The 9,529-nt window shown below is 64.4% G+C and carries 12 protein-coding genes and 1 tRNA gene; 9 read left to right on the plus strand and 4 right to left on the minus strand.

Translation table 11 applies throughout. The annotated features are described in order from the left end of the window. The 4 genes from AC5JJ6_RS22830 to AC5JJ6_RS22845 all read left to right on the plus strand — a co-directional run. The coding region (locus tag AC5JJ6_RS22830; RefSeq protein WP_496044257.1) for a 3-oxoacyl-[acyl-carrier-protein] synthase III C-terminal domain-containing protein at positions 1-548 on the plus strand (548 nt) is incomplete at its 5' end. Between the two features lie 130 nt (positions 549-678). Continuing rightward, the gene (locus AC5JJ6_RS22835; RefSeq protein WP_044431497.1) at positions 679-1,011 is read left to right on the plus strand and encodes an integration host factor subunit alpha; all 333 of its coding nucleotides are present in this window, start codon (positions 679-681) and stop codon (positions 1,009-1,011) included. 2 nt (positions 1,012-1,013) lie between these two features. After that, a complete protein-coding gene (locus AC5JJ6_RS22840; protein WP_496044267.1) occupies positions 1,014-1,526 on the plus strand; it encodes a MerR family transcriptional regulator in 513 nt (170 codons plus the stop codon). 128 nt (positions 1,527-1,654) lie between these two features. Beyond that, positions 1,655-1,728, plus strand: a tRNA-Pro gene (locus tag AC5JJ6_RS22845). Between the two features lie 378 nt (positions 1,729-2,106). On the opposite strand, the gene AC5JJ6_RS22850 is transcribed toward AC5JJ6_RS22845, so the two are convergent. After that, positions 2,107-2,400: a hypothetical protein gene (locus AC5JJ6_RS22850; RefSeq protein WP_496044258.1), complete on the minus strand. Its 294-nt coding sequence runs from the start codon at positions 2,398-2,400 to the stop codon at positions 2,107-2,109. A gap of 168 nt (positions 2,401-2,568) precedes the next feature. Between AC5JJ6_RS22850 and AC5JJ6_RS22855 the strand changes: the two genes are divergently transcribed. Then, a complete protein-coding gene (locus AC5JJ6_RS22855) occupies positions 2,569-3,804 on the plus strand; it encodes an MFS transporter (protein ID WP_496044259.1) in 1,236 nt (411 codons plus the stop codon). A gap of 13 nt (positions 3,805-3,817) precedes the next feature. Here AC5JJ6_RS22855 and AC5JJ6_RS22860 read toward each other — a convergent pair whose 3' ends face one another. The 3 genes from AC5JJ6_RS22860 to AC5JJ6_RS22870 are packed head-to-tail and all read right to left on the minus strand — an operon-like array spanning position 3,818 to position 6,468. Next, positions 3,818-5,128 (minus strand): O-acetylhomoserine aminocarboxypropyltransferase, encoded by a 1,311-nt coding sequence (locus AC5JJ6_RS22860; RefSeq protein WP_496044260.1) that lies wholly within the window; start codon positions 5,126-5,128, stop codon positions 3,818-3,820. 15 nt (positions 5,129-5,143) lie between these two features. Then, on the minus strand, positions 5,144-5,644 hold the full coding sequence (locus AC5JJ6_RS22865) for a CoA-binding protein (RefSeq protein ID WP_496044261.1): 501 nt from the start codon (positions 5,642-5,644) through the stop codon (positions 5,144-5,146). Between the two features lie 20 nt (positions 5,645-5,664). After that, positions 5,665-6,468 (minus strand): enoyl-CoA hydratase, encoded by an 804-nt coding sequence (locus AC5JJ6_RS22870; protein WP_496044262.1) that lies wholly within the window; start codon positions 6,466-6,468, stop codon positions 5,665-5,667. A gap of 137 nt (positions 6,469-6,605) precedes the next feature. Between AC5JJ6_RS22870 and AC5JJ6_RS22875 the strand changes: the two genes are divergently transcribed. The 4 genes from AC5JJ6_RS22875 (at position 6,606) to argC (ending at position 9,436) form a co-directional block, all read left to right on the plus strand. After that, entirely contained in the window at positions 6,606-7,064 is a 459-nt protein-coding gene (locus AC5JJ6_RS22875; RefSeq protein WP_496044263.1) for a PaaI family thioesterase, read from the plus strand. A gap of 223 nt (positions 7,065-7,287) precedes the next feature. Beyond that, positions 7,288-7,752 (plus strand): 50S ribosomal protein L13, encoded by a 465-nt coding sequence (gene rplM / locus AC5JJ6_RS22880; protein ID WP_044431489.1) that lies wholly within the window; start codon positions 7,288-7,290, stop codon positions 7,750-7,752. 3 nt (positions 7,753-7,755) lie between these two features. Continuing rightward, positions 7,756-8,256, plus strand: a complete 501-nt coding sequence (gene rpsI / locus AC5JJ6_RS22885) for a 30S ribosomal protein S9 (RefSeq protein WP_044431488.1) — start codon at positions 7,756-7,758, stop codon at positions 8,254-8,256. A 127-nt stretch (positions 8,257-8,383) separates the two neighbouring features. Further along, positions 8,384-9,436, plus strand: coding sequence for an N-acetyl-gamma-glutamyl-phosphate reductase (gene argC / locus AC5JJ6_RS22890; RefSeq protein ID WP_496044264.1), 1,053 nt, complete (start codon positions 8,384-8,386; stop codon positions 9,434-9,436). Positions 9,437-9,529 lie beyond the last annotated feature (93 nt).

Here is a 9,529-nt window from a genome sequence, read left to right on the forward strand (position 1 = left end):
CCTTCTCCCGCATCCTGGACTGGGAAGACCGGACGACCTGCGTGCTGTTCGGCGACGGCGCCGGCGCCGTGGTGCTCCAGGCGGAAGAGGGCGAGGGCACCAGCGCCGATAACGGCATCCTGTCCACCCACCTGCATTCCGACGGGCGGCACTACGAACTGCTCTGGGTCGACGGCGGGCCATCGGCGACGCAGAGCACCGGCCATGTCCGGATGGTCGGCCAGGAAGTCTTCCGCCATGCCGTAACCCGGCTGAGCGAAGTGGTGGTCGAGGCGCTCGAGGCCAATAACCTGACGGCCGCCGACATCGACTGGCTAGTGCCGCATCAGGCCAACAAGCGGATCATCGAGGGCACGGCGCGGAAGCTGAAGCTGTCGACCGACAAGGTGGTCATGACGGTGGATCATCACGGCAACACCTCGGCGGCATCGATCCCGCTGGCATTGGCCGAAGCGGTCCATGACGGCCGTATCAAACGGGGTGAGCTGGTGCTGCTGGAAGCCATGGGCGGCGGTTTCACCTGGGGTTCGGCACTGGTCCGCATGTAAGGCTGTGGAGGTCTCCCACACGCTCAACGATGCCTGCCAACTCTTTGTAATTGACGCATTTCTTCCGCGGGATTACGGTTTCGGCGGCAGGTCCGGCGCCTTGCGGGCCACTGGCGAAAGGGAATACGCCATGAGTCAGGAGACCGTCACCCGCGCTCAGTTGAGCGAGGCCGTGTACCAGGAAGTCGGCTTGTCGCGCAACGAATCCGCCGACCTGGTGGAAACCGTATTGAATGAAATCTCCGACGCACTCGCGCGCGGGGAGATGGTGAAGATATCCTCCTTCGGCAGTTTCTCGGTCCGGCAAAAGGGAGAGCGCGTCGGGCGCAATCCCAAGACCGGCGAGGAAGTGCCGATCATGCCGAGGCGGGTGCTGGTGTTCCGGGCGAGCCATGTGCTCAAGGCCCGCATCAACCAGACACTCGCCGAACTCGATCCGCCGCATATTGAAGTTGCCTCGTGACGATGACCGCTCCCACTCCGGATCCGCGGCCCCGCAGCATGGTGAAGTCGGCGACAGCCTTCCGCACGATCAGCGAAGTGTCGGCCGAACTCGACGTGCCGCAGCATGTGCTGCGCTTCTGGGAAACCAAATTCCCGCAGATCCGCCCGCTAAAGCGTGGCGGTGGGCGGCGCTACTACCGTCCCGAGGACGTCGAGCTGCTGCGCCGTATCCAGAGCCTGCTGTACAAGGAAGGCTATACGATCAAGGGCGTGCAGCGCCTGCTGCGCGAGGCCCGCGGCAGCACCGCCGGCGGAGCGGACGAAGGTGCGTCCCTGCCGGACGAATCGGCGTTGCCGGGTCATGGCGAAGCTGAGGGCGAAGGCGACGAAGCTCATGATCTGGAGCACGACGACGATCTTGGCGACCACGACGAGCATCACGACGGCATGACCGCATCCCAGCGCGGCGATATCGAGGCGGTGCTGATGGAGTTGATCGCCTTGCGGGACATGCTGCGGAGCGGGCGTCCCTGAGCGGCCCGGAATGAGTGGTCGATAAGCGGAAAGAGCAAATAATTTCATCGGGGTGATTGCGGAGGGTCGGTCCCGCCGCTATAGTCCCCGCCACGCCAAAGCCGGTGCGAACCGGCACGGCGGTCTTGCGGGCAGTAGCGCAGCCTGGTAGCGCATCAGTCTGGGGGACTGGGGGTCGTGGGTTCGAATCCCGCCTGCCCGATATTTTCAGGAAACTGAAATTGCAAAAGGCCGGAAACGCCAATGGCGTTTCCGGCCTTTCTGCTTTGTAAGGTCGAAGAGAGAACCGTAGGGCCGTAGGTCGGGTAAAGCGAAGCGGCACCCGACATCGACGCGCCTGCTTGTCGGGTGCCGCTTCGCTTTACCCGACCTACAGCTCGAAGGTTCCCTGCTAGAATTACTAGGCCAAAGTGCAAAAGGAACGCTACAAACACGAACGGCCCCTCAAAATGAGGGGCCGTTCGTTGTAACTGGCAACTTCTTGCGGCTCGTTGACCGCGACCATCCTTTTCGGATGTTCCTCCCTAAACCCGGACCCGTCTTAACCGGAAGTCAGTTATGCATTGAATGCCGAGTTATGTCAAGGCTGCGACGTATCGCCACGCTGAGATTTTTTTGCGCCGTCAGTTGTCGGCGTCAGGACCGCACGGCCGGCGTCGGTGATACGGCAGACGACCCAGTCCGGTTTCAGCGGGTTCTTGAACCAGCGTTCGGCCCACCCGGCGGCGATGCAGGACTTGACGATCTCGCGGTCGACCTGCTGCCCTTCCTCGTCGAACAGGGGGAGCTTACCGCCGGGCTGGCTCAGGCCACGGCGCAGCCAGTGCAGGTGCCGGTCTTCCGGCACGGCACAGGTTTCAGGAGGGGCGGTCATGCAGGGGTCCGGGCAGAAGGGTGGCAGGTGATATGACGGTTGCGGCATCTTACGTCAGCCGGCGTGTTAATCCAACATGGCGCGCATATGTGCCATGCGCCCTCTGCAACTTGCCCGCGCCAACGACCCTGTGCGACGTTTCGCGAGCCTCTTTTGAAAGGTTCCAGTATGTCTCCCGCGTCCACGCGCCTGTCCCTGGGGTTCTCGTGCATCGGCCATGCCTTCATGCATGTGCTGTCGGCCCTGTATCTCACGGTCGTCCTGGGGCTGGAGCGGGATTGGGCGATGGGTTACGACGAGCTGATCCGGCTGTGGACCATCGGGTCCCTGATGATCGGCGTCGGGGCGCCGCTGGCCGGCTGGCTGGGCGACCGCTGGAGTGACGCCAAGATGATGGTCGTGTTCTTCCTGCTGACGGGCGCGGGCGCCGTGCTGTCGGGGCTGGCCGGCGGAACGACGGGCTTGGCAGTCGGGCTGGCCGTGCTGGGTCTGGGGGCATCGATCTACCATCCGGTCGGCATGTCGTGGACGATCAAGAACGCGGTCAACCGTGGGCGGGCGCTCGGCGTCATGGGCATCTTCGGCAGCTTAGGCATAGCCAGCGCCGCCTTGATCGCCGGCGGTCTTACCGAACTGGTAAACTGGCGGGCGGCCTTCATCGTTCCGGGAGCGGTTTGTTTCGGTACCGGATTGGTGTTGCTGGGCCTGATCGCTATGGGCGTGGTCACCGACCGGCCGCGCGACCTGAGGCCGAAGGCCGGCACCAACCGGGGCGACGCGATCCGCGCCTTCGTCGTGCTGTCGGTGACGATGGTCTGTGCCGGCCTGATCTTCCAGTCCACATTGACCGCGATGCCGAAATGGTTCGGCGAGCGGATGACCGGGCTGGTCGGCGACGGCACGCTGGGGGTCGGCGGGCTGGTGACGCTGGTCTACCTGTTCGCCAGCGGCTCGCAATTCGTCGGCGGCATGCTGTCGGACCGCTACCCGCTGAAGCGGGTCTATGTCTTCTGCCTGTTGATCCAGATCCCGCTGCTGCTGATCGCGTCCAGCTTCTCGGGCTTCCCGCTGCTGGTGGTCGCGGCCCTGATGGTGTTCACGCAGAGCCTTCAGATACCGTCGGAGAACCTGCTGCTGGCCCGCTATACCCCTGCGCGGCACCAAGGGCTGGCGTTCGGCTCTAAGTTCATCCTGTCGTTCGGCGTCGCCCCACTGGGGGTGCAGCTGGTGGCGCTGGCCTATGGCTGGAGCACCGATTTCCACTGGCTGTTCCTGATGCTGGGCGGGTTCGCCGCGACCGCCTTCCTGGCGGCGCTGCTGCTGCCCAAGGAAGAACCGGCTGCGGCGACGGCGACGCCCGTGATGGCGTCGCCGATGGTGGCTCCGGCTGTCGGGGCCGAGTGACCGAAGCGGCTTTCTACCGCACCGCTTTCTTCAGCGCCTGATCCAGGTCGGCAATGATGTCTTCGGCGCTCTCGATCCCGATCGAGAGCCGGATGACATCCGGCGTGGCGCCCGATGCCTTCAGTCCTTCCTCGGAAAGCTGGCGGTGGGTGGTGGAGGCCGGATGGATGATCAGCGAGCGGGTGTCGCCAATATTGGCAAGGTGGCTGAACAGCTCGACGCCTTCGACCATCGCGACGCCGGCGTCGAAGCCGCCCTTGAGACCGAAGGTGAAGACCGACCCCGCGCCCTTGGGCATGTATTTGCGGGACAGAGCGTTGTACGGGCTGTCCGGCAGGCCGGCATAGTTGACCCAGGCGACGGCGGGATGGCCTTGCAGGAATTCCGCGACCTTGAGGGCGTTGGCGCAGTGCCGTTCCATCCGGAGAGCCAGCGTCTCGATGCCGGTGATGGTCAGGAAGGCGTTCATCGGCTGCTGGTTCGGCCCCAGGTCGCGCAGGCCGATGGCGTGGGCGTGGATCGTGAAGGCCAGATCGCCGAACGTCTCGTGGAAGCGGAGGCCGTGATAGCCAGGCTCCGGATCGGTCAGGGCGGGATACTTGCCGGCCCCGGTCCAGTCGAACTTGCCGCTGTCCACGACGACGCCGCCGACCGAGTTGCCATGACCTGAGAGGAACTTGGTAGTGGAATGGACGACCAGCGTGGCGCCGTGCTCGATCGGGCGGCACAGGTACGGGGTCGCCATCGTGTTGTCGACGATCAGGGGGATGTTCGCTTCGCGCGCCACTTCCGCTATCGCGGCGATGTCGGACACGACGCCGCCGGGGTTGGCAAGGCTCTCGATGAAGATCGCCTTGGTCTTCGGCGTCAGCGCCCTGCGGTAGCTGTCGGCATCCTCGCCATCGACGAAGATCGCCTTCCAGCCGAAGGCGCGGGGAAAGCTGTTGGCGAACTGGTTGAGCGAGCCGCCATAGAGCTTGCGCGACGACAGGAACTCCTCCCCCGGCGACATCAGCGCGAAGAAGGTCAGCATCTGGGCCGCGTGACCGGACGAGGTCGCGGTGGCGCCGCGCCCGCCTTCCAGGCTGGCGATGCGTTCTTCCAGGACCGAAACGGTCGGGTTGGTCAGACGGGAGTAGATGAAGCCCATCTTCTGGAGGTTGAACAGCGACGCCGCGTCTTCGACATCGTCGAAGACGTAGCTGGTGGTCTGGTAGATCGGCGTGGCGCGGGCGCCGGTGGCGGGATCGGGTGCGGCGCCGGCATGGACGGCGCGCGTCTCGAACCCGAAGGTCCGCTGTTGATCTGTAGAGTCGTCGGTCATGGCGTTGTGATCCCCTTACATCAGTTTCTTGACGGCTTTGACCGGCCGCTTGCGGTTGGTGATGACGTTGGAATTGATGCCGTTCCAGCCGATCTCACCGTGAAGGCGCATGTATTCGATCTTGGGACAGCGGTTCATGACGACCTTCAGGCCGGCTGCTTCCGCCCTTGCCGCCGCCTCGTCGGTGCGGACGCCGATCTGCATCCAGACGATGCGGGCATGGATCGCAATGGCGCTGTCGGTGACCGGGCCGGCTGCTTCGGCGTTGCGGAAGACATCGACCATATCGACGGGCTCGGGAATGTCCTCCAGCCTCGCATAGACGGTTTCGCCCAGCAATTGCTCGCCCGCGACGCCGGGATTGACCGGGATGACGCGGAAGCCCTTGGATTGCAGGTACTTCATGACGAAGTAGCTGGGCCGGTTCCAGTTGGTGCTGGCACCGACCAAGGCTATCGTCTTCACGGAGGCGAGGATGTCGGACAGGTAGCTGTCGGCGTAGGTATCGTGCTGCATGATCGCCGCCTGACCCCGCCTCAGCGGCCTTCCCATACCGGGTGGCGCTTGCCCAGGAAGGCGTCGATGCCTTCCTCCGCGTCGCGGGCCAGCATGTTGCTGGTCATGACGTCGCTGGCATAGGCGTAGGCTTGCTCCAGCGGCATGTCGATCTGCTGGTAGAAGGCTTCCTTGCCGATCGCCAGGGTCAGCGGCGACTTGGAGGCGATCTGGACCGCCAGTTGCTGGACGGTGGCGTCCAGTTCCGCTTCCGGAACGGTCTGGTTGATCAGGCCGAACATGACGGCGTCGCCGCTGCCGATCATATCGCCGGTCAGCAGCATCTCCATCGCGTGCTTGCGGCCGACGGCGCGCGTCAGGGCCACCATGGGGGTCGAGCAGAACAGGCCGATATTGACGCCGGGTGTGGCGAATCGGGTGGTGTCGGCCGCAACGGCGAGGTCGCAGGTGGCGACGAGCTGGCAGCCGGCCGCCGTCGCGATGCCGTGGACCTTGGCGATCACCGGCTGCGGCAGTTTGGTGATCGTCAGCATCAGCTTGGAGCATTGCTGGAACAGCGCCTGATAGATCTCCTTGCCGGGGTTGGCGCGGATTTCCTTGAGGTCGTGGCCGGCGCAGAACGCCGGGCCGGATCCTGCCAGCACGACGACGCGGATGCTCCTGTCCTGGCCGATTTCCTCAAGCTCCTCCGTCAGGAGGGTCATCAGCTCCATCGACAGGGCGTTGCGGGTCGACGGGCGGTTGAGGGTCAGCGTGGCGACGCCGTCGGCGACCTCGCGCAGCAGGATCGGTTCTCCGGCTGGGGTAGCGGGCTGGGCGGTCATGGCGGCGTTCTCCCGAATTTTATGGTCTTTGCCGATGTGGCGATTTTGGGCATCAGAAACCATGCGCCGATCGGTTTCAATGATGGTTTAAATGGAAGCCATAAAACACTGGGCCAGAAAACATGGGGCGGGAAAGCATGAGCCATAGCGACACTACCTCCGCCATCGCGGCGGCCGAGCTTGAAACGCTGATCCGCGAAGGCGTGCCGCTGGTCGGCAGCTACGGCGTCACGGTGGAGAGCGTCGGAGCCGGAACGATACGCCTGCGCATGCCGTACCGCACGGACTTCGTCCGTCCCGGCGGCACCGTGACCGGCCCTGCCCTGTTCGGGCTGGCGGACGTGGCGCTGTACGGCGCGGTCCTGAGCCTGATCGGACGGGTCGAGCTGGCGGTGACGACCAGCATGACCATCAACTTCCTCCGCAAGCCCGGCCAGTTCGGCGTGATCGCCGAAGCGCGCATCCTGAAGCTGGGCAAGCGGCTGGCCTATGGCGACGTGCTGCTCTATTCGGAGGGCGAGGACGAGCCGGTGGCCCATGTCACAGGGACCTACAGCATACCGCCGGACCGGCCGCCGGTGACGATGCTGGCATGAGGATGGTTGCGGTATCACGATACCGTTGCCGCGCCTTAGCGGGAAAAAGCGTGTTGATGCAAGGGGTTAAGCGTTGCGGTATTATAATACCGCGCAGCTAAATCACTGCGCCTTAAGCGCTTTTCCGTTGACTCGGAGGGGGTCGCCACCCTACAACACCGGCCAACTTCGGCAAGGGAGTCCCGCTCTCGTGCCGCATCCGGTATTTCATGAGAGAGTGGCAATGCAGACCCTGTCCCTGAAGCCGTCCGAAGTCGAGAAGAAGTGGTTCATCATCGACGCGGAAGGCCTCGTCCTCGGCCGCATGGCGAGCATCATCGCCAATATCTTGCGCGGCAAGCACAAGCCCTTTTATACGCCGCATGTCGATTGCGGCGACAACATCATCGTGATCAATGCCCAGAAGGTTCGTCTGACGGGCAACAAGCGCAATGACGACATCTTCTACTGGCACACCGGCTATCCCGGCGGCATCAAGGGCCGTTCCAAGGGTCAGATCCTGGATGGCAAGTATCCGGAGCGCGTGGTCATCAAGGCCGTCGAGCGCATGGTTCCTCGTGGTCCGCTCGGCCGCAAGCAGATGGGCAACCTGAAGGTTTACGGCGGTGCCGTCCATCCGCATGAAGCCCAGCAGCCGGAAGTTCTGGACGTCGGCGCCCTGAACCCGAAGAACAAGAGGATCTCGTAAATCATGGCGCAGGTTACCACCACTCTCGCCGATCTTAAGAACCTGACCGGCGGTTCTTCTTCGACCGCCACCGCCGTCGTTTCCGAGCAGGCCGCACCCGAGCCGAAGATCGACGCCCAGGGCCGCGCCTATGCCACCGGCAAGCGGAAGAACGCGGTCGCCCGCGTCTGGATCAAGCCGGGTTCCGGCAAGGTCACCGTCAACGGCCGCGACATCGGCGTCTACTTCGCCCGTCCGGTTCTGCGCATGCTGCTGAACCAGCCGTTCGAGATCGCCGCCCGCATCGACCAGTACGACGTGATGGCGACGGTCGCCGGCGGCGGTCTGTCCGGTCAGGCCGGTGCAGTCCGTCACGGCATCTCCAAGGCCCTGACCTACTACGAGCCGGGCCTGCGGCCGCCGCTGAAGGCAGCCGGCTTCCTGACCCGCGACGCCCGCGTCGTCGAGCGTAAGAAGTACGGCCGTGCGAAGGCCCGTCGCAGCTTCCAGTTCTCGAAGCGCTGATCGGCACCAACACACCGCATTTCTGGTTATACTGCGGCAGGGCGTCCCGATCCGGGGCGCCCTGTTCGTTTTTGCATTCGCAGATCCAAGTTTCGTCCCCTGCCCTTCGCCTATGGGAGTTAGTCAGATGCCCGAATCGGTCGATCAGATCCGGATCGCCATCCTGGGAGCCAGCGGTTACACCGGCGCCGAACTGGTCCGCATGCTTGCCCGCCACCCGGCCGCCGATGTCCGCGTCCTGACGGCGGAACGTCAGGCCGGCAAGCCGCTGGCCGAGGTCTTCCCGCATCTGGCCTACCTGAACCTGCCCAATCTGGTGAAGATCGAACAGGTGGACTGGTCGGAGATCGACTTCGTCTTCTGCGGCCTGCCCCACGGCACGACGCAGGAAATCATCCGGGCGCTGCCTCACACGGTCAAGATCGTGGACTTGTCCGCCGATTTCCGGCTGACCGATCCGGCCAGCTATGCCGAGTGGTACGGCCATGAGCATGCCGCCGTCGAGCTTCAGCGCGAGGCCGTCTACGGCCTGACCGAGTTCAACCGTCAGGGCGTGCGGAACGCGCGGCTGGTCGCCAACCCCGGCTGCTATCCGACCGCGACGCTGATCCCGCTGCTGCCGCTGGTGCTGGACGGGCTGATCCAGACCGAGGACATCATCGTGGACGCCAAGTCGGGCGTCAGCGGCGCCGGCCGCGATGCCAAGCAGGCCAACCTGTTCTGCGAGGTGTCGGAGGGCATGCACGCCTATGGCGTCGGCCATCACCGCCACATGCCGGAGATGGAGCAGGAGTTGAGCATCGCCGCCGGTGCGCCGGTGACGATGGCGTTCACCCCGCACCTGATCCCGATGAACCGGGGCGAGTTCATCACGACCTACGTCAAGCTGGCCGGCAAGAACGGGCCGGACGACCTGCGGGCCGCCCTGGCCACGCGGTTCGAGAACGAACCGTTCGTGCAGGTGCTGCCGGCGGGTGTCGTGCCGCACACCAAGCATGTGCGCGGGTCCAATCAGATCCACATCTCGGTGTTCAAGGACCGGCTGCCGGGGCGTGCCATCGTGCTGTCGGTGCTGGACAACCTGGTGAAGGGCGCTTCGGGACAGGCGATCCAGAACTTCAACGTGATGAACGGCCTAATCGAGACGATGGGGCTGGAGCAGGCACCAATGTTCCCGTAAGAGAGCCTTATCGGAGTGTTGTTCTGCGTAGGTCGGGCTAGTGCGAAGCGGGCGCCCCAAAAAACAGACCCCCGGGTTTGGGGGGGGGCGGTC

The sequence above is a fragment of the Skermanella sp. genome, from assembly GCF_059503625.1.